This is a genomic window from Massilia paldalensis (assembly GCF_044901715.1).
GTDB classification, from domain to species: domain Bacteria; phylum Pseudomonadota; class Gammaproteobacteria; order Burkholderiales; family Burkholderiaceae_D; genus Telluria; species Telluria paldalensis.
Genome location: NZ_JBJCIU010000003.1, coordinates 412,905 through 434,970, shown reverse-complemented (window position 1 = coordinate 434,970; position 22,066 = coordinate 412,905). Strand labels below are relative to the sequence as shown.

Below are 22,066 nucleotides of genomic sequence, written 5' to 3'. Positions count from 1 at the left end.
CGGTGCCGGTGCGCCCCGGCCGCTGTCGTATCGATCGCTTCTGGCGATTACCAGATCGTAACGCGCTCTTCCGGTTTCAGGTACATCTTGTCGCCTTCCTTGACGCCGAAGGCTTCGTAGAACGCGCTCTGGTTGCGCAGCGTGCCGTTGGCGCGGAACTGGCCCGGCGAGTGCGGGTCGGTCTTGACCTGGGCGATCTGCGCCGCTTCGCGCATCTTCGAGCGCCACACCTGGCCGAAGCCCATGAAGAAGCGCTGGTCGCCCGTCAGGCCGTCGATGACGGGCGCCTGCTGGCCGTGCAGCGAGATCTTGTAGGCCTTGTAGGCGATCGCCAGGCCCGAGTTGTCGCCGATGTTCTCGCCCAGCGTCAGGGCGCCGTTGACGTGGTAGCCCGGGATCGGCTCGAAGGCATCGTACTGCTTGACCAGCATGTCGGTCTTGGCCTTGAAGCGGGCCTGGTCCTCGTCCGTCCACCAGTTGCGCAGGTTGCCCTGGCCGTCGGACTGGCTGCCCTTGTCGTCGAAGCCGTGGCCGATCTCGTGGCCGATCACGGCGCCGATCGCGCCGTAGTTGGCGGCGTCGTCCGCGTCGGCATTGAAGAACGGCGGCTGCAGGATCGCGGCCGGGAACACGATCTCGTTCATGCGCGAGTTGTAGTAGGCGTTCACCGTCTGCGGCGTCATGCCCCACTCTTCGCGGTCGATCGGCTTGCCCAGCTTGTTGATGTTGCGCTCGTAGCCGAAGGTGGCGGCGCGCTTGACGTTGCCGACCAGGTCGTCCGGCTTGATCGCCAGGCGCGAGTAGTCGCGCCACTTGCTCGGGTAGCCGATCTTGGGGTTGAACGTGGCCAGCTTGGCCTGCGCTTCCTTCTTGGTCGCCGGGCTCATCCAGTCGAGGCCGTCGATCGATTCGCGGTAGGCGGCCAGCACGTTCTTGACCAGCTCTTCCATGCGCGCCTTGCGCTCCGGCGGGAAGTACTTGGCCACGTATTCGCGGCCCAGCGCCTCGCCCATCGCGCCTTCGACCAGCGACACGCCGTTCTTCCAGCGCGGGCGGTTCTCGGTGGCGCCCGTCAGGGTCTTGCCGTAGAAGTCGAAGCTCTCGTCGACGAAGGCCTGCGACAGGTAGGGCGCGTACTCGCGCAGCAGCTGCCACTCGAAATAGGCGCGCACGGTGGCGAGGTCGGTCTTGTCCAGCACCTGGTTGAAGCCGCTCAGGTAGCTCGGCTGGCCCACGATCACGTAGTCGATCCTGTTGGCGACGCCGGCGCCGGCCAGCGCGGCCTTCCAGTCGTAGCCCGGGGTCAGCGCGGCCAGCTCGGCCACGCTCATCTTGTTGTAGCTCTTGTTCGGGTCGCGCAGCTCGACGCGGGTCCACTGCACCTTGGCCAGCTCGGTCTCGAAGCCGACGATCGCCTTGGCCATGGCGGCGGCATCCTTCTCGCCGGCGAGCTGCAGGATGTTGGCGACGTGCTTCTCGTAGGCCGCGCGGGTCTCGGCCATCTTCTTGTCGTCCAGCTTCAGGTAGTAGTCGCGGTCCGGCATGCCCAGGCCGCCCTGGCGGATGTAGGTCGCGTATTTCGTCGATGCCTTGGCGTCCTGCGCCACGCCGATGGCGTACGGGGTCGCCACGCCGATGCGCGCCAGGTGCGCGGCCAGGGCCGGCACGCCCTTCTTGTCCTTCAGCGTGCGGATGCGCTGGATGTCGCCGGTCAAGGGCTTGTAGCCCAGCGCCTCCAGCTTCTTCTCGTCCATGAAGCTGGCGTACAGGTCGCCGATCTTGCGCGCATCGCTCCCCGCCTTGGCGGCCGGATCCTTCTGGTCGGCTTCGATGATGCCGCGCAGCTGCGGGGTGGTGTCCTCGCGCAGCTTGATGAAGGTGCCCCAGCTGGAGCGGTCCGACGGGATCTCCGCGGTCTTGAGCCACTTGCCGTTCAGGTAGGTGAAGAAGTCGTCCTGCACGCGAACGCTGGGATCGATGTACTGCATGTCGATGCCGGACGACAGCGGCTTGGCGGCAGCCGGCGCGGCATTGTCCGCAGCGCCGGCCGGCGCGAAGGCGGCCATCAGGGACAGGGTCAGGGTGCTCAACAGGTATCGTTTCACTAGGAAATCCTTGCTCGTACGGGAAAAAGAGTGGCTTGTGGCCGTGGGCAAATCTAGCACGGCCGGAGATGCCCGGACTCCGGCCGTTGCTCGGCCGCTACGTCGTCACGGCGCGGCAGAACAGGGGGTCATCGGGGAAAGGTGGTGCAGCGGGACCGCTGCCGGCCAGGCCGGCCGGGATCGGTTTGCTCATGGGCTTGTCTCGGCTAGTGGCGGCACCGACACGAAATTGCCGCCTAGATAATTGATTCTAGCGAAGAAGCCAAGCAAAAATACGAGTGGAGGAACTTTTTTACTTTTCGATACATCATGCATATGTCAGCCGGCGCGAACGCCGGACCGACGCCTGCTCAGCCGCCGATATTCAGCGATGCGCCGCCGGGTCCGCCCATGCCAGGCCCACCCATGCCGCCGCGGCCATGGCCACCCGGGCGACCGCCGCCGCGTTCGCCGCCACGTTCTCCACCCGGCCGCCCTTCGCCCCGCCCTTCCGGCACCACGCGCATCAATTGTTCGGCCAGCAAGGCCGCGACCTGGGCCCGCTGCTTGTCGTCGAGGGCATCGTTGACGTCGAGCCATAGTGCGCGCAACTGCTTGTCCTCGGTCGCTTCGAGCGCGCTTTCGGTCGCTGCGGCCTGGTCGAGGTCGCGCAGTTCGACGCCGGGCTTCGCCAGCATGGCCCTGGCCCGTTCCTGCAGCGCGTCGCGGCGCTGCGTGCGTTCGCGCAGGATGGTGCGCGAGCGGCCTTCGACCTGGTTCCACAGGATCTGCTGGTTGGCGTTCAGGTTCAGCGACTTCTTCCATTCCGACGCCATCGGCAACAGGTCTTCGGCGCGCAGTTCCATCAAGGGGACGGCGAAGGACGGCGCGGCGGCGCCCAGCGCCAGGGCCAGCAGGCAGGCGCGGGCGGCGCGCGCGGATGTTGTCGGCATATCAAGCTCCCGGACAGAAAAAAGCCCACGGGGGGAACCGTGGGCAAAGACCACTTCAAGAGTGGAGAGAGAGAGAGAGAAAAACTGGATTCACTATAGGCCGCACACCCGGCCCTGTCCGGTCACTTTACAAATACTTACCTGGGGATCGGGTGGGAATACACGGATTTACAGGAACGCGGAGTTTGTATGTACAAAACCGAAAATCCGCTGCGAAAAAAGGACGGCCGGACCGGCCGGGCCGAAAAGCTCTATACTGACGCCGTAGTTCCTCGCATCAACGACCTGAACAAGATGGGCTCCAACCTCAAACGAATCGGCCTGGTGGGCCTGGGCGCCGTCCTCGGCGTCGCCGTCACGATGCAGTTTTCCGGCCTGGCCGACAAGCCGGTCGCCGACGGCATGCCCATCCACGACCTGCGCCAGCTGGCCGACGCCTACCGCCTCATCAAGGCCGACTACGTCGAGCCGGTCGAGGAGCGCAAGCTGTTCAGCCACGCCATTTCCGGCATGGTGGCTTCGCTCGACCCGCATTCGGCCTACCTCGACCGCGCCGCCTACCGCGAGCTGCGCGAAGGCACCGAAGGCAAGTTCGTCGGCCTGGGCATCGAGATCGGCCACAGCGACGACGGCTACATCCGCATCACGGCGCCGATCGAAGGCTCGCCGGCCGAGCGCGCCGGCGTCCTGCCGGGCGACCTGATCGCGCGCATCGACGGCGCTTCGGTGCCCGAGATGACGCTGGACGAGGCCATCAAGCGCATGCGCGGCGAGCCGCACACGAAGGTCGTGCTGTCGATCGTGCGCAAGAACGTCAAGGAGCCGCTCGAACTGACCATCATGCGCGACGAGATCACGCAGAAGAGCGTCAAGGGCAGGATCGCCGCCCCCGGCTATGCCTGGGTGCGTATTTCCCAGTTCCAGGAGCCGACCGTCGACGACCTGGCGCGCAAGCTGGCCACCCTGGCGCGCGAGGAACCGAACCTGAAAGGCCTCGTGCTCGACCTGCGCAACGACCCCGGCGGCCTGCTGCAGAGCGCCATCGGCGTGGCGGCGGCGTTCCTGCCCAAGGGCGCGGAAATCGTCTCGACCAACGGCCAGCTGGCCGATTCCAAGGCCCGTTTCTACGGCCGCCCCGAGTACTACCAGCTCGGCCGCGGCAACGATCCGCTCGACGGGGTACCGGCGCTGTTCAAGACGCTGCCCATGGTGGTGCTGGTCAATACCGGCTCCGCCTCGGCCTCGGAAATCGTCGCCGGCGCCCTGCAGGACCACCGGCGCGCGGCCATCGTCGGCAGCCCGACCTTCGGCAAGGGCTCGGTGCAGACCATCCGCCCGCTGGCCGGCGACACGGCCGTCAAGCTGACCACGGCGCGCTACTACACGCCCAGCGGCCGCTCGATCCAGGCGCGCGGCATCCTGCCTGACGTTCCCGTCGACGAGAATGCCGAGGACGACGGCCTGAACGCGCTGCGCATGCGCGAAGCCGACCTGCAGCGCCACCTGTCGAACGACCGCAACGGCGAGGCAGCGACCGACCGCGGCGACTTGGCCGAGCAGATGCGTATCCTGGCGCTGGAACGCACCCGCAAGCCGCTCGAATTCGGCAGCAGCGACGACTTCCAGCTGGGCCAGGCACTACGCCAGTTGCAAGGCCTGCCCGTGCAGTTGTCGAAACGCGCGGCGCACGTGGCGCCGCTGGCAAAGCACGAGCCTTGATCCTGCTACAAAGCCCGTACTGACGGGCTTTGTTCAATTAGCACATCCGTTCGGTTTTTCTACCCACGGCGGTTCCCACCGTCAGTACGTTTGTGTAGAATCGGCGAATTCTCGAGAGTTTCCTCTCGTTATCATCCAGGAATGTCTATCATGAAACCTGTCGTCATCAGCGGCACCGGCCTGTTTACGCCCCAGCACTCGATCTCCAACGACGAACTGGTGACGGCCTTCAACGCCTACGTCGAACTGTTCAATGCCGAAAACGCGGACAAGATCGCGGCCGGCGAAGTGAGCGCGCTGGAACCGTCCAGCAGCGCCTTCATCGAGAAAGCCTCGGGCATCAAGTCGCGCTACGTGATGGAAAAGGCCGGCATCCTCGATCCGACCCACATGACCTCGCGTATCAAGGAACGCGCCGACGAGGAACTGTCGCTGCAGGCCGAGATGTGCGTCGCCGCCGCCCGCCAGGCCCTCGAGCGCGCCGGCCGCAGCGCCGCCGACATCGACATGGTGCTCGTCGCGGCCAGCAATATGCAGCGCGCCTACCCGGCCATGGCCGTCGAGGTGCAGGAAGCGCTGGGCATCGAGGGCTTCGGCTTCGACATGAACGTGGCCTGTTCGTCCGCCACCTTCGCGATCCAGACGGCGGCCGGCGCCGTGCAGACGGGCCAGGCGCGCGCCGTGCTCGTGCTGAACCCGGAAATCACCAGCGCCCACCTGAACTTCCGCGACCGCGACAGCCACTTCATCTTCGGCGACGCCTGCACGGCGATGGTCATCGAAGCGGCCGAGAACGCCACCAGCAGCCACCAGTTCGAGATCCTCGATTCCAAACTGAAGACCAAGTTCTCGAACAATATCCGCAACAACTTCGGCTTCATGAACCGCTTCGACGAGGATGGCGTGGGCCAGCCCGACAAGCTGTTCCGCCAGCAGGGCCGCAAGGTGTTCAAGGAAGTCTGCCCGATGGCCGCCGAGATGATCCGCGAGACCGTCGAAGGCGCCGGCCTGCAGGTCGAGGACATCTCCCGCTTCTGGCTGCACCAGGCCAACCTGAACATGAACCACCTGATCGTGCGCACGCTGCTGGGCCGCGACGCCACCGAGCAGGAAGCGCCGGTGATCCTCGACACCTATGCGAACACCTCGTCGGCCGGTTCGATCATCGCCTTCCACACCCACCAGGACGACCTGGCCGCCGGCACCAACGGCGTGATCTGCTCGTTCGGCGCCGGTTACTCGATCGGTTGCGTGGTGGTAAGCAAGAAGTAAGCGCTTCTCCTTTCGGAACTACCGCAAATCAACATCCATTTGAGAAAAACGGTAGTTCCAGTCCTACAGCGGTGCGCTCCCTCTTCCTCTGGAATACGGGCTTCCCGGCGCGCATGATCCTTCTGTCAGCGCTTCCTGCGCAGCTTTTGAGGAGGATCAACATGACTAAGCAAAAAGGCCCGGACAGCACTCGCGCCCGCGGCATTGCCAAGGAAAAAATCGTCCCCGTCGCCGAGGGCAGCCAGCAGCCGCGCGCGCCGGGCTGGGTGGCCCCGGGCGGCGCCAACGTGCAGTCGGCCAATATCGAACAGCAGGGCGCGGCCTTGCGCGCACGCGGCTCGCTGCAGGGCGGCACGGACGGTCCCACCGTCCAGCGCACCAGTGCCCGCCAGAGCGCCCAGCGCCTGCAGGCGCGCGGCGAGGAAGACCGCCTGAATGCGTCGCGCCAGTCGGGCTATGGCGGCGCGGAACAGCGCCAGGTCAGCGCCGCGGCGCCGCAGCAGAATGCGGACCGGGAGCCGCCGTCGGACTACGTCAGCAAACCCAGCAAGAAGAAGAGCAGCGGGGCCGGGCAGCAGTAACGTCCCTTTCCTCCCGCATCGCATGCACGTCGTCCCTGCGCAGGCAGGGACCCAATTTTTGCTGGCGCTGTCGAAGCGCATGCAGAGCCTGGGGTGATAGTGCCGGGGGCACGATCACGCCTGCGCAGGGAGTCGTTTCCGGCAATGCCGGGAACGACGTTGTTTTAGTACTAAGTCATAACCGCGCCGCCAGTTCCGCCCCTTCGCGTATCGCCCTTTTCGCATCCAGCTCCGCCGCCAGCGCCGCCCCGCCGATCCTGTGGAACGCCGGTCCGCCGCGCGCGCCTTCCGGCGGCATCAGTTCCGCCAGGCTTTCCTGCCCCGCGCAGATGACGACGTTGTCCACGTCCAGCACCCGGCGTTCGCCGCCCACCGTGATGTGCAGGCCCGCGTCGTCGATGCGCTCGTACTGCACGCCGGCCAGCATCGTCACGCCGTGGCGCTGCAGGGTGGCGCGGTGCACCCAGCCCGTGGTCTTGCCCAGGCCCGCGCCCGGGCGCGTGGTCTTGCGCTGCAATAGCCAGATGCTGCGCGCCGGGGTCACCGGATGCGGCGGCACCAGGCCGCCCGGCGTGGCGACTTGCGGGTCGACGCCCCACTCGGCCATCCAGGCATCCACCGGCTGCGGCTGCGAGGACGCCGGCGCGTGCAGCAGGAATTCGGCCGTGTCGAAGCCGATGCCGCCGGCGCCGACGATCGCCACCTTGCGGCCGACCGCCGCGCCGCCGCGCAGCACGTCCAGGTACGTGAGGACCTTCGGGTGGTCGATGCCGTCGATGCGCGGGCGGCGCACCGTGACGCCGGTCGCCACGATCACGTCGTCGTAGCCCTCGGCCAGCAATGCCTCGCGCGTGACGCGCGTACCCAGGCGCAGGTCGACGCCGAGCAGTGCCAGCTGTCTCCCGAAATAGCGGATCGTCTCCGCGAATTCCTCCTTGCCGGGAATGCGCATCGCCGTGTTGAACTGGCCGCCGATGCGGTCATGGGCGTCGAACAGCGTGACGGCATGGCCGCGCCCCGCTGCCACGGTCGCCGCCGACAGGCCGGCCGGACCGGCGCCGACGATGGCGATGCGGCGCCGGCGGCGCGCGGGACGGTAGACGAGCTCCGTCTCGTGGCAGGCGCGCGGGTTCACCAGGCAGCTGGCGCGCCGGTTGGCGAAGGTGTGGTCCAGGCAGGCCTGGTTGCAGGCGATGCAGGTGTTGATGCGGTCCGCCTGTCCCGCCTGCGCCTTGTTCACCCAGTCCGGATCGGCCAGGAAGGGCCGTGCCATCGACACCAGGTCGGCCTGGCCGCCGGCCAGCAGGCGCTCGGCGTCGTCCGGCATGTTGATGCGGTTCGACGCCACCACGGGGATGCGCACGGCGCTCCTGAGGCGTCCCGCGATGGCGGCGAAGGCGGCGCGCGGCACCGAGGTGACGATGGTCGGGATGCGCGCCTCGTGCCAGCCGTAGCCCGTGTTGAGGATGGTCGCGCCGGCCCCTTCCAGCGCCTGCGCCGCCTGCACGATCTCGTCCCAGGTATTCCCGCCCTCGACCAGGTCCAGCACGGAGTGGCGGTGCATGATGATGAAGTCCGGCCCGACGGCCGCGCGGATGCGGCGCACGATCTCCACCACCAGGCGCATCCGCCCTTCGATGCCGCCGCCCCAGCGGTCGGTGCGGCGGTTGGTGCGCGCGCACAGGAACTGGTTGAGCAGATAGCCTTCGCTGCCCATCACCTCGACGCCGTCGTAGCCGGCGCGCCGCGCCAGCCGCGCGCAGCGCACGTACGCCGCGATCGTCTTCTCGATGCCGCGCTCGTCCAGCGCCTTCGGCTTGAACGGAGAAATGGGGGACTTGAGGTTCGAGGCCGACACCACCAGCGGCTGGTAGCCGTAGCGTCCCGCGTGCAGGATCTGCAGCAGGATCTTGCCGCCCTCCTCGTGCACGGCGCGGGTGACGCGGCGGTGATTCACCACGTCGCCTGCAAAGTTCAGCGTGCCGCCGAACGGCAGCAGCCAGCCCTGGCGGTTGGGCGAGATGCCGCCCGTGACGATCAGGCCCACGCCGCCGCGCGCGCGTTCGCGGTAGAACGCGGCCAGCTTGCCGTAATGGTAGAAACGGTCTTCGAGGCCCGTGTGCATCGAGCCCATGATCACGCGGTTCTTCAGCGTGGTGAAGCCGAGGTCGAGGGGGGACAGCAGGTGCGGATAGGCGTTAATGGACATTGAGAGCCATTTAATCGACGTCGTCCCTGCGCAGGCAGGAACCCAATTTTGCTGACGCTGTCGAACCGCATGCAACATTGGATCCCCGCCTGCGCGGGGACGACGGTTAATGCGTCGGGTATGGCATCAGGCCGGATAGCTCTCCGGCGAGCGCAGCTCGGCGAACTGCTCGATGCTGCCGATGCGCACGACGACGGGGTTCAGGCTGGCCGTGGGCGACAGCGAGCGCCAGGCGAACTTCCATTCCTTTTCGCGCGCCTGGGAACCGTTGGCGGAGAACGCCAGGCCCAGGCGCGAGCGCACGCCGTATTCGACGGGGCCGTCGATGCCGGCCCAGTTGGGCAGCGTGCGCTGCACGGCGCGGTGCAGGCGTTCGCCGAATTCCTCGGTATTGTGGATCACGAGGCAGCTGTCGGCCGGGCCGAGCACATTGAACAGGCTCTTGTCCCAGGCGGTGGAAAAGGACAGCGTCAGGAAGCCGTTCGCCGGCAGCAGGCGGAACTGGCCGGCGGACAGGGCCTGTTCCAGATCGCTGCGCATGCCGTAGCGGTGCAGGGTCGGGGGGCGTTGGTAGTCGTGCATGATGAGTCTCGATTCGTATTCGGTACGGAAAAAAAGGGCCCGCGCTATTCCTGCGGCGCCGTATGGTCGTACATGTGCAGGCGCATGTAGCGGAACGAGACGAACACCTCGCGCAGCAGGAACACGAAGCTGGAGATCAGGGCGACCATGGCCAGCACGAACATGCCGGCGATGTAGCGGTCCAGCGGCAGGTTGGTGGTGTCGCCCAGGAACAGGCAGGCGATCACCACGCAGATCAGGAAGCCGCAGATGGTGCTGCCCGTGAGCGCGTAGTTGATCAGCTGCCAGCGCTGGTACAGCACGTCCAGCTCCTCGACGTATTCGGGGTCCGGTCCCTTGCGCAGCGCGGCCCGCAGCTCCCGGGTACGGTCGATGACGCGGGCGAGGCGGTTGAGCAGCACGGTGAGCTTGGTCGCCACGCCCGTCAGCAGGAACACGGGGGCGATCGACAGCTGGATGACGTGGCCGATGTCGTTGGTCTGGATATTCATTCCGGATAGCGGGAGGTGATCGTTGTGATGGTTCGTCGCTGCCAGTGTAGCAGTCCGCACCCGGCGGACCGCGTTTCACTGCAGCCGCCGCAGGCGCCGCCCTTACTCGAAGCGGCCGTGGCGCTTGAACTGCTCGGTGGCGGCGACCAGCGCGCGCGCGATGCCCGTTTCCAGCGCGCCGTGGCCCGCATCCGGGATCATGCGCAGGCGCGAGCCGGGCCAGGCCTGGTGCAGGCGGTACGCCGACAGCGGCGGGCAGATCACGTCGTAGCGGCCCTGCACGATCACGGCCGGCAAGTGGTTGATGCGGCCGACGTCGCGCACCAGCTGGTCCTCGTCGAGGAAGCCGCCGTTGGCCATGTAGTGCGATTCGAGCCGGCCCACGCCCAGGTCGAGCGTGTCGGACGGATGTTCTTCTTCCTGCGGCAGCAGGAACACGCGGCGGCCCTCGAAGCGGCTCCAGGCGCGCGCCGCCGGCCAGTACTGGTCGGCATCGTCGCACAGCAGGCGGCGCGTGTAGGCGCCGAGCAGGTCGCCCTGCTCTTCCGGCGGCACGTGGGCGGCGAATTCCTCGTACAGCTCGGGATAGAACCAGCGCATGCCGTACAGGAAGAAATCCACTTCGGCCTTCGTGCACAGGAAGATCCCGCGCAGCACGAAGCCGAGGCAGCGCTCCGGATGCGCCTCGCCGTAGGCCAGCGCCAGCGTCGAGCCCCAGGAGCCGCCGAACACGAGCCAGCGCTCGATGCCGAACATGGCGCGCAAGCGCTCGATGTCCTGGATCAGCAGCTGCGTCGTGTTGTTGCGCCACTCGCCCAGCGGCGTGGACTTGCCGGCGCCGCGCTGGTCGAACAGGATGATGCGGTAGGCGCTGGGATCGAAGAAGCGGCGGTGCTGCGGCGACAGGCCGGCGCCCGGGCCGCCGTGCAGGAAGATCACCGGGATGCCCTTCGGGTTGCCCACCTCTTCCCAGTAGATCGTGTGCAGCGCGTCGACGGCCAGCATGCCGGAACGGTTCGGGAGGATGGGCGGGAACAGCGACGGTGGCATGACGGACATGGCGATCTTCTGGCGGATGGGGACGGTCGATTGTAGCCGCCCGGCCGCGCTAAAAAAAGGTATTCAGGCCGAAGCGTACCGTGTAGTCGTCGTCCACCCCCAGCAGCAGCTGCCAGCGGTCGAACGTCGTGCAGGGATGCGAGATGCCGCACCCCACCAGGTCGCCCACCGCCAGCAGGCTGCGGATCGGCCCGTCGGGCAGCGCCAGGTAGGCATGCTGGTCGTTCAGCTTGACGATCGCGCAGCCGGCGGGCAGCGCGCGCGGCAGTCCCGGCCCCGGGCTGTGGTACTGCAGGGCCACGGGCAGCCCGGAATCATGCGACGCATCACGCTTGCCCAGCGCCAGGATCGCCAGGCCGGGCTCGGGCCGCGACAGGACCACGCTCCACAGTTCCAGCGCCGGCAGCAGGCCGTGCGCGGGATCGATGCCTTCGCGCGCGTCGAGCTCGGCGATGGCGTCCAGGTACATGCCGTGGTCGCTGCTCACGTAGGAACCGCTGCGCAGCACGGGGCGCAGCGGGCGCGACAGCGCCTGGGCATCGCGCGCGAGTTCGCCGAAGGCGCGCGCCACCAGGTCGAAGTAGGACGAGCCGCCGGCCGTCAGCAGGATCTCGGGCATGCCGAACAGGCCCTCGTCGTCGGCTTCGCGCACCAGCGCGCACAGGCACGCCGTGAACGCCGCCACCGCGCGCAGGTCGGCCGCGCGGTCGTCCGAGACGAGCAGGCCCTCGTAGCCCTCGAAGCCGGCCAGCGCCAGCCCTGGCGCACGTTCGATGGCGCGCGCCACCGTCAGCGCCTCCTCGGGCGTGCGGCAGCCGGCACGCTTGCCGGACAGGCCCAGTTCGACCAGCACGGGCAGCGGCCGGCCCAGCGCGCGGCGTTCCGCCTCCTCGGCCAGGCGCGCCACGCCGGCCAGCGAGTCCGCCAGCAGGAAGCATTCGAAGTCGGGATCGTCGTGCAGCAGCTGCAGCACGGCGCGGATGTCGCTGCGCGCCACCAGCTCGTTGGCGACGATGACGCGGCGCACGCCGAAGCGGTGCGCCACCTGCACCTGCACGGCGTTGGCGAGGGTGATGGCCCAGGCGCCGTGCGCGAGCTGGGCGCCGAACAGCTGCGGGCACATGGTGGTCTTGCCGTGCGGTGCCAGCGAGACGGCGTGGCGGGCGCAGAAGTCGCGCATCCATTCCAGGTTGTGGCGCAGGCTGGACGTCTTGAGCACGGCCACCGGATAGCTGGTGTCGCCGTGCAGCACGTTCCAGCCCTGCACGCCGATGGCGCCCTGGCGCAGCGGCGCCGTCAGCGCCAGTCCCTTCGTTCCCGGTTGCAGGACCTGTTCCTCCAGGCCCGACAAGGCCAGCCCTCCCGGCTGCAATGCATTCATGGATGTCCTCGTTGGATCAGTTTCGCCGGCGCCGCACTTCGTCCTGCAGGTCGACCTTGAGCAGGCCGGGCGTGGGCATGGTGCCCTTCGAGCCCGGCGTGCGGAAGATGCCGGGAACGAGGCCGTCCTCCTGCAGCTGTGGCAGCAGCCCGTCGAGCAGCTCGTCCAGGCCGAAGGCCTGCGGCGCGTAGCCTTCCCACTCGAATTCGGCGCACAGCAGGGCGAACTCGCGCTCCGGCCACAGCGCGAACACGAGCGTGCCGTCGTCGCGCTTGGCCAGCGCCCAGCCGTTGCGGTACAGGCCCCAGACCTCCCCCGCCTGCGCCACGTGCTCGACGAAATATTCGTAGCGCTGCTGGGCCGGCAGGCGCACCACTTCCTTCACTTGTTCCGCATCGAGTGCCATCGCGTTCCCTCCATCGGCTCCAGCATACGCCAGGCAGGGGCATCGGCGGCGCAGCGCTCATTCCCCGTCCAGCAGCTGCTGCAGGCGGCGCGGATAATGGTTCAGGAAGTCGCGCGTGACGGCGTAGTGCTCGGTATCCTCGTAGGCCGTCTCGGTGACGCCGCTGCCGTCGAACAGGCAGATCTTGGCGTTCGGATAGGCCAGCAGGATCGGCGAGTGGGTGGCGATGATGAACTGGGCGCCTTCCTTCACGAGCCGGTCGATCAGCGCCAGCGCGGCCAGCTGGCGCGTGGGGGACAGCGCCGCTTCCGGCTCGTCCAGCAGGTACAGGCCGTCGCCGCGGAAGCCCAGCATCGTGTCCATGAAGGCTTCGCCATGCGAGCGCAGGTGCATCGACGGGCCGCCGCCGGGGCCGAGTTCGTCGAGGTAGGTGAATACGTTGAACAGGCTTTCCGCGCGCAGGAAATAGCTGGAGCCGGGCCGCTTCCAGCCCTTGGCCAGGCGCAGCACGCCGTGCAGCGGCGACGTTTCCTGCTGGTTCCGGTGTACGTGGCGCGTGCCGCCCTCGGCCGGCAAGCCGAGCGCCACGGCGATCGCCTCCAGCACCGTCGACTTGCCGGCCCCGTTCTCGCCCACGAAGAAGGTGACGTCGGGATGCGGCAGCAGCACGCCCATGTCGCGCACGGCGGGGATGTTGAAGGGATAGCGTTGCAGGTCGAGCTCGGCGAGCGGGTCGATGTGGATGGAACGCAGGTAGGGCTTGGCGGTCAGCGGGGGCATGGGCACTCCGAAAGCTACGCGCAATAAAAAACGTCGTCCCTGCGCAGGCAGGGACCCAATGTGTGCCTGCGTTACGATAACGCCCGCAAAATTGGGTCCCCGCCTGCGCGGGGACGACGTTCATGGACTGAGCGTGCCGCTCAATGCATGTGCTGCCCGCCATTGATGGCGATATTGGCGCCCGTCACGAACGCCGCCTCGTCCGAGGACAGGTAGGCGACCAGGCCCGCCACTTCTTCCGGCTTGCCCAGGCGGCCCATCGGGATTTGCGGCAGGATCTTGGTTTCCAACACATCCGACGGGATGTCGGTGACCATCTTGGTGCCGATGTAGCCCGGCGAGATGGTGTTCACGGTCACGCCCTTGCGCGCCACTTCGAGTGCCAGCGCCTTGGTGAAGCCGTGGATGCCGGCCTTGGCCGCCGAATAGTTGGTCTGGCCGAAGGCGCCCTTCTGGCCGTTGACAGACGAGATGTTGATGATCCGGCCCCAGCCGCGCTCGACCATGCCGTCGGCGACGGGCTTGGTCATGTTGAACACGGAATCGAGGTTGGTCTTCATGACCGCATCCCAATTGACCTTGTCCATCTTCTTGAAGGTCATGTCGCGCGTGATGCCGGCGTTATTCACCAGCACGTCGACCGCGCCCACTTCCTGCGTCACCTTGGCCACGCAGGCCTGGGCCGAATCGTAGTCGGACACGTCGCACTCATAGGCCTTGAAGTCATGGCCCTGGTCGCGCATGCCGGCCAGCCAGCCCTGGGCTTTCTGGCTGCCCGGCGAATAGGTCGTCACGACCGTGTAGCCGAGTGCCGCCAGCTTGATGCAGATCGCTTCGCCCAGACCGCCCATGCCGCCGGTCACTAATGCCACTCTAGCCATTTGTCTTCTCCTAGTTTTTCACTTATAGACGATCGAAACCACCAAAAACCGTTGTTGAAGCGTGCTGCATCCTGCGTCGAATCAGCGCTCGACCGCCAGCGCCACGCCCATGCCGCCGCCGATGCACAGGCTGGCCAGCCCTTTCTTGGCGTCGCGGCGCACCATCTCGTGCAGCAGCGTGACCAGCACGCGCGCGCCGGAGGCGCCGATAGGGTGGCCCAGGGCGATGGCGCCGCCGTTGACGTTGATCTTCGAGGTATCCCAGCCCATCTGCTTGTTGACGGCGACGGCCTGGGCGGCGAACGCCTCATTGATTTCCATCAGGTCGACGTCTTCGTGGCTCCAGCCGGCCTTTTCCAGGCACAGGCGGGCGGCCGGGACGGGCCCCATGCCCATGATGGCCGGATCCAGGCCGGACATGGCATAGGCCTTGATGCGGGCCAGCGGGGTCAGGCCCAGTTCCCTGGCCTTCGAGGCCGACATCATGATCACGGCCGCGGCGCCGTCGTTCAGGCCGGAGGCGTTGCCGGCGGTGACGCTGCCTTCCTTGTTGAAGGCGGGACGCAGGCTGGCCAGGCCTTCCAGCGTGGCGCCGTGCTTCGGATACTCGTCCGTGTCGAACACGGTCGTGCCTTTCTTGGAGACGATCTCGACCGGAACGATCTCGTCCTTGAACTTGCCTTCCTTCATGGCGGCCTCGGCCTTCAGCTGCGACTGCAGCGCGAATTCGTCCTGTTCGGCGCGCGTGATCTCGTATTTCTTGGCGACGTTCTCGGCGGTGACGCCCATGTGGTACTGGTTGTAGACGTCCCACAGGCCGTCGACGATCATGGTGTCGGTGAGCTTGGCGTCGCCCATGCGGAAGCCGTCGCGCGAGCCGTTCAGCACGTGCGGCGAGGCGCTCATGTTTTCCTGGCCGCCGGCGATGACGATCGAGGCGTCGCCGCTCTTGATGGCCTGGGCCGCGAGGTGGGTGGCGCGCAGGCCGGAGCCGCACACCACGTTCAGGGTCGAGGCCGGCACGGTGTTCGGCAGGCCGGCCTTGATGACGGCCTGGCGCGCCGGGTTCTGGCCGGCGCCGGCGGTCAGTACCTGGCCCATGATGACTTCGCTCACCGAGGCCGGATCGATGCCGGTCTTGGCGATCAGGTGCTTGATCACCGTGGCGCCCAGCTCGGTGGCGGGAATCTTCGACAGTGTGCCGCCGAACTTGCCGATTGCGGTCCGGCCGGCGGCCACGATTACGACGTCTTCCATATCAGTCTCCGGTAACCCGGCCCGGGGGCCGGGGTGTTCAATGATGGACATCCCTACTTTCACATTCCCTCGCGCATGGCCTTGCATGTTTTTGCACATGCTTCGACGGAAGCCAACAATCTTAGTCGGTTTGCTAGTGGGTTATTTAAGCGAAATCAATCTTATCAGCTTATTCAGCGCGGCTATCGGAGATTTGGGGCAATGGTGTTATTGCCGAGCATGTTTTTCTGTTCCGTTTTTATTTACGGAAACACCCCTTGCCGGCCATATAAACGCGGGCCGAATCCTTTCCCGTTTCACGAAATTTCAAAGTAGAATGCTCGGGCTAGCGCCACTCAGAATGCCTTATGCCTAAAACCTCGAGTTCCCTGCCCATCGAAATCAAGATTTCCACGGTCGTGGCCATTTCGACCATCCTGCACTCGGCCGACCCGATCGCGATCGATGCCGCCTTGCAGCAGATGACGGGGGGTGTGTCGGACTTTTTCGAGGATGAATTCGCCGTCATCGACATCGCCGGCATCGCCGACGACGCCGCCCAGATCGATTGGGAAAGCCTGGTCGCGCTGCTCAAGCGCTACCGCCTGAACGCGGTCGCCGTGCGCGGCGCCCCGGCGGCGCTGCACGAGGTGATCCGCGCCCACGACCTGTTCCTGGACGACGGCACTAGCGGCCTGCAGGCGGGCGGGCGCGAGGACGCCGAGCGGCACGCCGACAGGCAGGCCGACACCCCGGCCGAACCGGCGCCCGCGCCGGCGGCAGCCGTCCCGGTCCCGGCGGCACCGGCCCAGCCGGCCCCCCTGACGGCGGCCATGATCGTCGACACCCCGGTACGCGCCGGCCAGCGCATCTATGCGCGCGGCACAGACCTGATCGTCACCGCGGTGGTCAACAATGGCGCGGAACTGATCGCCGACGGCAGCATCCACGTGTACGCGCCGCTGCACGGCCGCGCGCTGGCGGGCGCCTCGGGCAATGCGGGAGCGCGTATCTTTGCGCTGTCGCTGGAGCCGGAACTGGTTTCCATCGCCGGCGTGTATCGCACCTTCGACGAGGGCCTGCCGCCCGAAATGTCGCGCCAGCCGGTACAAATCCGTTTGGTCGGCGACCGAATCGATATATCATCGCTGGGTTCGGCAACTCGCACGAGCGCCTGATCCTGCGGCACTGACCAGATACTGTTAAGGACTCACTATTTCATGGCAAGAATTATCGTTGTTACGTCCGGCAAGGGCGGTGTGGGCAAGACCACTTCGAGCGCCAGTTTCTCGACCGGCCTGGCGCTGCGCGGCCACAAGACCGCGGTGATCGACTTCGACGTCGGCTTGCGTAACCTCGACCTGATCATGGGTTGCGAACGCCGCGTCGTGTATGACCTGATCAACGTGATCAATCGTGAAGCCAGCCTGACCCAGGCGCTGATCAAGGACAAGCACTGCGAGAACCTGTTCATCCTGCCGGCCTCGCAAACCCGCGACAAGGACGCGCTGAGCGAGGAAGGCGTCGAGCGCGTGCTCAACGAAATGGTCCAGATGGGCTTCGAGTACATCATCTGCGATTCGCCGGCCGGCATCGAGCATGGCGCCCTGATGGCGCTGACCTTCGCCGACGAGGCGATCATCGTCACCAACCCGGAAGTGTCGTCGGTGCGCGATTCCGACCGCATCCTGGGGATCCTGCAGGCCAAGTCGCGCCGCGCCCAGAGCGGCGGCGAACCGGTCAAGGAACACCTGTTGATCACCCGCTATTCGCCGCGCCGCGTCGAAGCGGACGAAATGCTGTCCTACGACGACGTGCAGGAAATCCTGCGCATTCCGCTGATCGGCATCATCCCGGAATCCGAAGCGGTGCTGCATGCATCGAACCAGGGCAATCCGGCGATCCATTTCAAGGAAACCGACGTGGCCCAGGCCTACCAGGACGTGGTGTCGCGCTTCCTTGGCGAAGAAATTCCGCTGCGCTTCACCAACTACGAAAAGCCTGGTCTGCTGCAGCGATTGTTTGGAGCAAAGTAATATGGCCTTGCTTTCATTCCTGTTTCCGCAGAAACAGAAGAGCGCGAACGCGGCCAAGGAGCGGCTGCAGATCATCATCGCGCGCGAGCGGACCAACCGCGCCGGCCCGGACTTCCTGCCGGCCCTGCACCGCGAGCTGATCGAGGTGATCTCGAAGTACACCAAGGTCAATGCGGAAGACATCAAGATCTCGCTCGACCGCCAGGGCAACCTGGAAGTGCTCGACGTCAACGTCGTCCTGCCGGACGCCTGAGCGCCGCGGGACCCAGACCATGCCGGGCGCATCGCTGCGCCCGGCATTTTTTTATGGCGCCGCCGGTGCGTCGGGCGCCGTCAGCGCCACCTCGCGCGCGACCTTCACGCAGGCTTCCACGTGCTGGTAGCCCATCTGCCGGAACAGGGCGAAGCCGATCGCGGCCGACGCCAGCTGCCCCGCCAGCGGCACCACCTTCGCCGCCGACTTGGCCGCCAGCTTGGCGCCGGACTTCTGCAGCACCTTGATCACCAGCTCCTTCGTTACCAGCTTGCCGACCAGCATACCGCCCAGCGCGCCGACCGCCTGGTGGGCGGCGACGCGCATGCGCGGTTGTAACCGTTCGATCTGCACGGGCGTCAGCCCGAAGGCCCGGTTGATCTCCTCGACCATGCTGGCGAAGCTCGTCAGGTCCGCCGCGATATCGACTCCCGGTATCGGAACGGCCGCCACGCCCGCCGAAATGGCGGCGCGCTTGCGTACGATGGCGCGACAGCGCTCGCGAACTTGCTCAATTTCGTCATTTGAAACGGGCAGCAAGACCAGTTCCCCGCTTTCCTTCCTTTTTTTGAACATTTTTCCTCCGTTTCGGCATCTTGATGTACAGTGTAACCGCTGGTTCGTTGGCAATTTGACACAAATGTGACGTAATTACCCAACGAAAATGTGAATTTACTTGTGGCATCGGTAGCTTTGCTTTTTAAATCTCTGTTATATTTAGTGACATTGTAGGAATGTTCCTACAGTGGCTCTACAGTGAAAGCAGAGCAGTTCCAAAGCACGCATGCCGAGACAGCCCCATGAGAATAGCCGTACTGGATCACGATAACGCCCAGGCAGAACTCATCTGCCAGGTACTGAATGGCGCTGGACATAGCTGCCAAGCATTTGACAACGGCAAAGATATGCTGGGGCAATTGCGCAAGGACAGCACCGACCTGCTGATCGTCGACTGGCAGGTCAACGATGTCCCGGCGACCGAACTGCTGCGCCGTGCCAAGGAAAAAATGGCGCCGAATACCCCCACCATGTTCCTGGCCGGCAGCTCGGCGGAAGACGACATCGTGGCCGGCGTCACGGCCGGCGCCGACGACTACCTGGTCAAGCCGCTGCGCCGCGGCGAGCTCGTCGCCCGCGTGCAGGCCCTGCTGCGCCGCGCCTACCCGTCGCAGAACGGCGCCGAACAGCTGCAGTTCGGCCCCTACGTGTTCGAGACCCGTCCCGGCCGTCTCATGATGGATGGGGAGCAGATCGATGTGACCCACAAGGAATTCAACCTCGCACTGCTGTTTTTCCGTAACCTGGGCCGCCCGCTGTCGCGCGCCTACATCCACGAATCGATCTGGGTGCGCGAAACGGCCGTGCCCTCGCGCACCATGGACACCCACGTCTCGCGCGTGCGCAACAAGCTGCGCCTGCGTCCGGAGAATGGTTTCCGCCTGGTCCCCGTCTATAGTTATGGATACCGGCTGGAAAAATTGGGGGCGTGAAGCCCTGCCCGCAACGGGGTATAATGGACGGACCGCCTAATTTTTAATCAGTCATGCAACTCCTTGCCGTCGGCCTGAACCACACCACTGCACCGGTCTCGCTGCGCGAGCAGCTGGCGCTCGGTCCCGAGCAGCTGGGCGCGGCGGTGCAGGCGGCACGGGGCTGGTTTTCGCGCTTCAATACCCGCGGCGAGGACGAGGCGGCCCTGCTCTCGACCTGCAACCGCACCGAGATGTATGCCGCCAGCGACGCCCCCGACCCGCTCGACGCGTCGGCGCGCTTCCTGGCCGACTACCACCAGCTGAACTTCGCCGACCTGCGTCCGCACCTGTACATGCTGCCGACGCACGACGCCGTGCGCCATGCCTTCCGCGTCGCGTCCGGCCTCGATTCGATGGTGCTGGGCGAGGCCCAGATCCTCGGCCAGATGAAGGATGCGGTGCGCGTGGCCGACGAAGCCGGCGGCCTGGGCACCTATCTGCACCAGCTGTTCCAGCGCAGCTTCGCGGTCGCCAAGGAAGTCCGCAGCACCACCGAGATCGGCGCCCACAGCGTGTCGATGGCCGCCGCCGCCGTGCGCCTGTCGGAACGCATCTTCGACAGCATCAGCGAGCAGAACGTCCTGTTCATCGGCGCCGGCGAGATGATCGAGCTGTGCGCCACCCATTTCGCCGCGCACAATCCGAAGTCGATCACCATCGCCAACCGCACGCTGGAGCGGGGCGAGGCGCTCGCCGCGCGCTTCTCCGGCCGCGCGATCCGCCTGGCCGACCTGTCGGACCTGCTGCCGCAGTTCGACATCGTGATTTCCTCGACCGCCTCGACCCTGCCGCTGATCGGCAAGGGCCTGGTCGAACGGGCGCTGAAGGCGCGCCGCCACCGTCCCATGTTCATGGTCGACCTGGCGGTCCCGCGCGACATCGAGCCGGAAGTGGCGCGCCTCTCCGACGCCTTCCTGTACACCGTCGACGACCTGGCCGAGGTAGTGCGCACGGGCGTCGAGAACCGCCAGGCCGCCGTGGCCCAGGCCGAAGCGATCATCGACACGCGCGTGCAATCGTTCATGCACTGGATCGGCGACCGCGCCGTGGTGCCCGTCATCCGCGACCTGCACGAATCAAGCGAACTGCTGCGCCAGGCCGAACTGGAACGCGCGCGCAAGCTGCTGGCCAAGGGCGAGGACGTCGACGCCGTGCTCGAGGCGCTGTCCAAGGGCCTTACCGCCAAGTTCCTGCACGGCCCGCAACAGGCCCTGCACCGTGCCCAGGGCGACGAACGCGCACGCCTGGCCAGCCTGCTGCCGCAGCTGTTCCGCGGCCGCCGTTAGCACCCTCCCCTTTTCGCAGCGCCCGCTTCTGCTATCCTGCGGCGGGCGGCCTGCCTCCTGCCGCCCCGCGGCTTCGTTCGTTTTCACTGACTAGACTCCTATGAAACCATCCATGCTGGCCAAGCTGGACCAACTGGCCAACCGCCTCGTCGAACTGGACGAACTCCTGATGTCCGAGGACGCCACCGCGAACATGGACAACTTCCGCAAGATGAACCGCGAGCGCGCCGAACTGGAGCCGCTGGTGGTCGTCTATCGCCAGTACCAGACGGCGCAGGGCGACATCGCCGCGGCCCAGGAGATGCTGGCGGATCCGGACATGAAGGAATTCGCCCAGGACGAGATCGACGCGGCCAGGGAACGCATCGCCGCGCTCGACCTGGAACTGCAGAAGATGCTGCTGCCGAAGGACGAGAACGACGAGCGCAACATCTTCCTCGAGATCCGCGCCGGCACTGGCGGCGACGAGTCGGCGCTGTTCGCCGGCGATCTGCTGCGCATGTACACGCGCTACGCGGAGCGCAACCGCTGGCAGGTCGAGATGGTGTCCGAGTCGCCGTCGGACCTGGGCGGCTACCGCGAGGTGATCGTGCGCGTGGTCGGGCAAGGCGCCTACTCGAAGCTGAAATTCGAATCCGGCGGCCACCGCGTGCAGCGCGTGCCGGCCACCGAGACCCAGGGCCGCATCCACACCTCGGCCTGCACCGTGGCCGTGATGCCGGAAGCGGACGAAGTCGAGGACGTGCAGATCAATCCCGCCGACCTGCGCATCGATACCTACCGCGCCTCCGGCGCCGGCGGCCAGCACATCAACAAGACCGACTCGGCCGTGCGCCTGACCCACCTGCCGACCGGCATCGTGGTCGAATGCCAGGACGACCGCAGCCAGCACAAGAACAAGGCGCAGGCGATGAAGGTGCTGGCCGCGCGCATCAAGGACGTGCAGCTGCGCGAACAGCAAAGCAAGGAAGCGGCCACCCGCAAGAGCCTGATCGGCTCGGGCGACCGCAGCGAACGCATCCGCACCTACAACTTCCCGCAGGGCCGCCTGACCGACCACCGCATCAACCTGACGCTCTACAAGCTGGACATGATCATGGACGGCGACCTGGCCGAACTGACGAACGCCCTGTCCGCCGAACACCAGGCCGAGCAACTCGCCGCCCTGGGCGATTGAACTTTTAATTCGGGGTCAGAGCACATTTTTTGAGAAATTGCTCAGAAAATGTGCTCTGACCCCGAATTACTAAGCCGGCTCTAAGTTGCCAGAGTGAAAATGCAGCAGCCGCACGATGCCTTCGCGCTTGTGCGAAAATCGCAAGCTC

At 66.3% G+C, this 22,066-nt stretch carries 21 protein-coding genes; 9 read left to right on the top strand and 12 right to left on the bottom strand.

The window, feature by feature from the left end; genetic code table 11:
- Positions 1-47: 47 nt before the first annotated feature.
- Both ACI1V7_RS16675 and ACI1V7_RS16670 read right to left on the bottom strand, forming a co-directional pair.
- Complete coding sequence (locus ACI1V7_RS16675; protein ID WP_404533423.1) at positions 48-2,066, bottom strand: M13 family metallopeptidase; 2,019 nt, start codon at positions 2,064-2,066, stop codon at positions 48-50.
- Between the two features lie 389 nt (positions 2,067-2,455).
- Positions 2,456-3,037, bottom strand: a complete 582-nt coding sequence (locus ACI1V7_RS16670) for a hypothetical protein (RefSeq protein ID WP_404532922.1) — start codon at positions 3,035-3,037, stop codon at positions 2,456-2,458.
- A gap of 294 nt (positions 3,038-3,331) precedes the next feature.
- On the opposite strand from ACI1V7_RS16670, the gene ACI1V7_RS16665 reads away from it, so the two are divergent.
- The 3 genes from ACI1V7_RS16665 to ACI1V7_RS16655 all read left to right on the top strand — a co-directional run bounded on the left by ACI1V7_RS16665 (position 3,332) and on the right by ACI1V7_RS16655 (position 6,609).
- Positions 3,332-4,756 (top strand): S41 family peptidase, encoded by a 1,425-nt coding sequence (locus ACI1V7_RS16665; RefSeq protein ID WP_404533422.1) that lies wholly within the window; start codon positions 3,332-3,334, stop codon positions 4,754-4,756.
- 150 nt (positions 4,757-4,906) lie between these two features.
- Positions 4,907-6,028, top strand: coding sequence for a beta-ketoacyl-ACP synthase III (locus ACI1V7_RS16660; RefSeq protein ID WP_404532921.1), 1,122 nt, complete (start codon positions 4,907-4,909; stop codon positions 6,026-6,028).
- A gap of 161 nt (positions 6,029-6,189) precedes the next feature.
- Positions 6,190-6,609 carry a hypothetical protein gene (locus ACI1V7_RS16655; RefSeq protein ID WP_404532920.1) on the top strand — a complete coding sequence of 140 codons (420 nt, stop codon included), beginning with the start codon at positions 6,190-6,192 and terminating at the stop codon, positions 6,607-6,609.
- A 175-nt stretch (positions 6,610-6,784) separates the two neighbouring features.
- On the opposite strand, the gene ACI1V7_RS16650 is transcribed toward ACI1V7_RS16655, so the two are convergent.
- From ACI1V7_RS16650 to ACI1V7_RS16610, 9 genes are all read right to left on the bottom strand, one after another.
- Positions 6,785-8,818 (bottom strand): oxidoreductase, encoded by a 2,034-nt coding sequence (locus tag ACI1V7_RS16650; RefSeq protein ID WP_404532919.1) that lies wholly within the window; start codon positions 8,816-8,818, stop codon positions 6,785-6,787.
- Between the two features lie 126 nt (positions 8,819-8,944).
- Entirely contained in the window at positions 8,945-9,400 is a 456-nt protein-coding gene (locus ACI1V7_RS16645; protein ID WP_404532918.1) for a hypothetical protein, read from the bottom strand.
- 44 nt (positions 9,401-9,444) lie between these two features.
- The gene (locus tag ACI1V7_RS16640; protein ID WP_404532917.1) at positions 9,445-9,891 is read right to left on the bottom strand and encodes a DUF2721 domain-containing protein; all 447 of its coding nucleotides are present in this window, start codon (positions 9,889-9,891) and stop codon (positions 9,445-9,447) included.
- A gap of 102 nt (positions 9,892-9,993) precedes the next feature.
- Positions 9,994-10,950: a prolyl aminopeptidase gene (gene pip / locus ACI1V7_RS16635; RefSeq protein ID WP_404532916.1), complete on the bottom strand. Its 957-nt coding sequence runs from the start codon at positions 10,948-10,950 to the stop codon at positions 9,994-9,996.
- 49 nt (positions 10,951-10,999) lie between these two features.
- Positions 11,000-12,331 (bottom strand): amino acid deaminase, encoded by a 1,332-nt coding sequence (locus ACI1V7_RS16630; RefSeq protein WP_404532915.1) that lies wholly within the window; start codon positions 12,329-12,331, stop codon positions 11,000-11,002.
- A gap of 16 nt (positions 12,332-12,347) precedes the next feature.
- On the bottom strand, positions 12,348-12,737 hold the full coding sequence (locus tag ACI1V7_RS16625; RefSeq protein WP_404532914.1) for a DUF2750 domain-containing protein: 390 nt from the start codon (positions 12,735-12,737) through the stop codon (positions 12,348-12,350).
- Positions 12,738-12,794: 57 nt separating this feature from the next.
- Positions 12,795-13,517: an AAA family ATPase gene (locus ACI1V7_RS16620; protein WP_404532913.1), complete on the bottom strand. Its 723-nt coding sequence runs from the start codon at positions 13,515-13,517 to the stop codon at positions 12,795-12,797.
- A gap of 140 nt (positions 13,518-13,657) precedes the next feature.
- The gene (gene phbB, locus ACI1V7_RS16615) at positions 13,658-14,398 is read right to left on the bottom strand and encodes an acetoacetyl-CoA reductase (RefSeq protein ID WP_404532911.1); all 741 of its coding nucleotides are present in this window, start codon (positions 14,396-14,398) and stop codon (positions 13,658-13,660) included.
- An 81-nt stretch (positions 14,399-14,479) separates the two neighbouring features.
- Positions 14,480-15,655 carry an acetyl-CoA C-acetyltransferase gene (locus ACI1V7_RS16610; RefSeq protein ID WP_404532910.1) on the bottom strand — a complete coding sequence of 392 codons (1,176 nt, stop codon included), beginning with the start codon at positions 15,653-15,655 and terminating at the stop codon, positions 14,480-14,482.
- A gap of 347 nt (positions 15,656-16,002) precedes the next feature.
- Between ACI1V7_RS16610 and minC the strand changes: the two genes are divergently transcribed.
- From minC to minE, 3 genes are read left to right on the top strand one after another with little or no spacing between them, the layout of a single operon-like run.
- Complete coding sequence (gene minC, locus ACI1V7_RS16605; RefSeq protein WP_404532909.1) at positions 16,003-16,812, top strand: septum site-determining protein MinC; 810 nt, start codon at positions 16,003-16,005, stop codon at positions 16,810-16,812.
- A 42-nt stretch (positions 16,813-16,854) separates the two neighbouring features.
- The gene (gene minD / locus ACI1V7_RS16600; protein ID WP_404532907.1) at positions 16,855-17,670 is read left to right on the top strand and encodes a septum site-determining protein MinD; all 816 of its coding nucleotides are present in this window, start codon (positions 16,855-16,857) and stop codon (positions 17,668-17,670) included.
- Position 17,671: 1 nt separating this feature from the next.
- Positions 17,672-17,923 (top strand): cell division topological specificity factor MinE, encoded by a 252-nt coding sequence (gene minE, locus ACI1V7_RS16595; protein ID WP_290413031.1) that lies wholly within the window; start codon positions 17,672-17,674, stop codon positions 17,921-17,923.
- A 51-nt stretch (positions 17,924-17,974) separates the two neighbouring features.
- On the opposite strand, the gene ACI1V7_RS16590 is transcribed toward minE, so the two are convergent.
- On the bottom strand, positions 17,975-18,499 hold the full coding sequence (locus ACI1V7_RS16590) for a DUF697 domain-containing protein (protein WP_404532906.1): 525 nt from the start codon (positions 18,497-18,499) through the stop codon (positions 17,975-17,977).
- A 224-nt stretch (positions 18,500-18,723) separates the two neighbouring features.
- Here ACI1V7_RS16590 and ACI1V7_RS16585 point away from each other — a divergent pair, with 224 nt between their 5' ends.
- The 3 genes from ACI1V7_RS16585 (at position 18,724) to prfA (ending at position 21,918) form a co-directional block, all read left to right on the top strand.
- Positions 18,724-19,413, top strand: coding sequence for a response regulator transcription factor (locus ACI1V7_RS16585; protein WP_404532904.1), 690 nt, complete (start codon positions 18,724-18,726; stop codon positions 19,411-19,413).
- A gap of 53 nt (positions 19,414-19,466) precedes the next feature.
- Positions 19,467-20,741 (top strand): glutamyl-tRNA reductase, encoded by a 1,275-nt coding sequence (gene hemA, locus ACI1V7_RS16580; RefSeq protein ID WP_404532903.1) that lies wholly within the window; start codon positions 19,467-19,469, stop codon positions 20,739-20,741.
- A gap of 100 nt (positions 20,742-20,841) precedes the next feature.
- Complete coding sequence (gene prfA / locus ACI1V7_RS16575; RefSeq protein WP_404532901.1) at positions 20,842-21,918, top strand: peptide chain release factor 1; 1,077 nt, start codon at positions 20,842-20,844, stop codon at positions 21,916-21,918.
- Positions 21,919-22,066: the final 148 nt, after the last annotated feature.

Excerpts from the sequence above, each read along its gene's own strand:
- ACI1V7_RS16675 (WP_404533423.1), bottom strand. The coding sequence starts at position 2,066 with ATGGCCGCCTTCGCGCCGGCCGGCGCTGCGGACAATGCCGCGCCGGCT.
- ACI1V7_RS16670 (WP_404532922.1), bottom strand. The coding sequence starts at position 3,037 with ATGCCGACAACATCCGCGCGCGCCGCCCGCGCCTGCCTGCTGGCCCTG.
- ACI1V7_RS16665 (WP_404533422.1), top strand. The coding sequence starts at position 3,332 with ATGGGCTCCAACCTCAAACGAATCGGCCTGGTGGGCCTGGGCGCCGTC.
- ACI1V7_RS16660 (WP_404532921.1), top strand. The coding sequence starts at position 4,907 with ATGAAACCTGTCGTCATCAGCGGCACCGGCCTGTTTACGCCCCAGCAC.
- ACI1V7_RS16655 (WP_404532920.1), top strand. The coding sequence starts at position 6,190 with ATGACTAAGCAAAAAGGCCCGGACAGCACTCGCGCCCGCGGCATTGCC.
- ACI1V7_RS16650 (WP_404532919.1), bottom strand. The coding sequence starts at position 8,818 with ATGTCCATTAACGCCTATCCGCACCTGCTGTCCCCCCTCGACCTCGGC.
- ACI1V7_RS16645 (WP_404532918.1), bottom strand. The coding sequence starts at position 9,400 with ATGCACGACTACCAACGCCCCCCGACCCTGCACCGCTACGGCATGCGC.
- ACI1V7_RS16640 (WP_404532917.1), bottom strand. The coding sequence starts at position 9,891 with ATGAATATCCAGACCAACGACATCGGCCACGTCATCCAGCTGTCGATC.
- pip (WP_404532916.1), bottom strand. The coding sequence starts at position 10,950 with ATGTCCGTCATGCCACCGTCGCTGTTCCCGCCCATCCTCCCGAACCGT.
- ACI1V7_RS16630 (WP_404532915.1), bottom strand. The coding sequence starts at position 12,331 with ATGAATGCATTGCAGCCGGGAGGGCTGGCCTTGTCGGGCCTGGAGGAA.
- ACI1V7_RS16625 (WP_404532914.1), bottom strand. The coding sequence starts at position 12,737 with ATGGCACTCGATGCGGAACAAGTGAAGGAAGTGGTGCGCCTGCCGGCC.
- ACI1V7_RS16620 (WP_404532913.1), bottom strand. The coding sequence starts at position 13,517 with ATGCCCCCGCTGACCGCCAAGCCCTACCTGCGTTCCATCCACATCGAC.
- phbB (WP_404532911.1), bottom strand. The coding sequence starts at position 14,398 with ATGGCTAGAGTGGCATTAGTGACCGGCGGCATGGGCGGTCTGGGCGAA.
- ACI1V7_RS16610 (WP_404532910.1), bottom strand. The coding sequence starts at position 15,655 with ATGGAAGACGTCGTAATCGTGGCCGCCGGCCGGACCGCAATCGGCAAG.
- minC (WP_404532909.1), top strand. The coding sequence starts at position 16,003 with ATGCCTAAAACCTCGAGTTCCCTGCCCATCGAAATCAAGATTTCCACG.
- minD (WP_404532907.1), top strand. The coding sequence starts at position 16,855 with ATGGCAAGAATTATCGTTGTTACGTCCGGCAAGGGCGGTGTGGGCAAG.
- minE (WP_290413031.1), top strand. The coding sequence starts at position 17,672 with ATGGCCTTGCTTTCATTCCTGTTTCCGCAGAAACAGAAGAGCGCGAAC.
- ACI1V7_RS16590 (WP_404532906.1), bottom strand. The coding sequence starts at position 18,499 with ATGTTCAAAAAAAGGAAGGAAAGCGGGGAACTGGTCTTGCTGCCCGTT.
- ACI1V7_RS16585 (WP_404532904.1), top strand. The coding sequence starts at position 18,724 with ATGAGAATAGCCGTACTGGATCACGATAACGCCCAGGCAGAACTCATC.
- hemA (WP_404532903.1), top strand. The coding sequence starts at position 19,467 with ATGCAACTCCTTGCCGTCGGCCTGAACCACACCACTGCACCGGTCTCG.
- prfA (WP_404532901.1), top strand. The coding sequence starts at position 20,842 with ATGAAACCATCCATGCTGGCCAAGCTGGACCAACTGGCCAACCGCCTC.